General features: G+C 50.6%; 1 protein-coding gene. It reads left to right on the forward strand.

The features are described 5' to 3' along the window. The coding region (locus CEX98_RS21935) for an AMP-binding protein (protein ID WP_143484373.1) at window positions 1-322 on the forward strand (322 nt) is incomplete at both ends.

Below are 322 nucleotides of genomic sequence, written 5' to 3' on the forward strand. Positions count from 1 at the left end.
TTGATACCCTAATGCTTGGCGGTGAAGCACTGACTGAGCAGGCCATTGATGCGTTAAGCGGCCATGTTAATGCTATTTTCGATGAATATGGCCCCACGGAAGCCACCGTCGGCGCGATGCTAGCACAGGCTTACCCTCGCCTTCATCAAGGCATAGGTAAAGCCTATCCTAACGTCAATCTTCATGTATTATCTGAGTCGCTTCAGCCTATGCCCATTGGCGCACCAGGTGAGTTGTACATTTCAGGCCTTGGGGTTGCCCGTGGTTACTTAAACCGCCCTGAGCTCAATGCCGAGCGTTTTATTGATAACCCGTTTAGTCA

The organism is Pseudoalteromonas piscicida (genome assembly GCF_002744175.1).
GTDB lineage: Bacteria > Pseudomonadota > Gammaproteobacteria > Enterobacterales > Alteromonadaceae > Pseudoalteromonas > Pseudoalteromonas piscicida_B.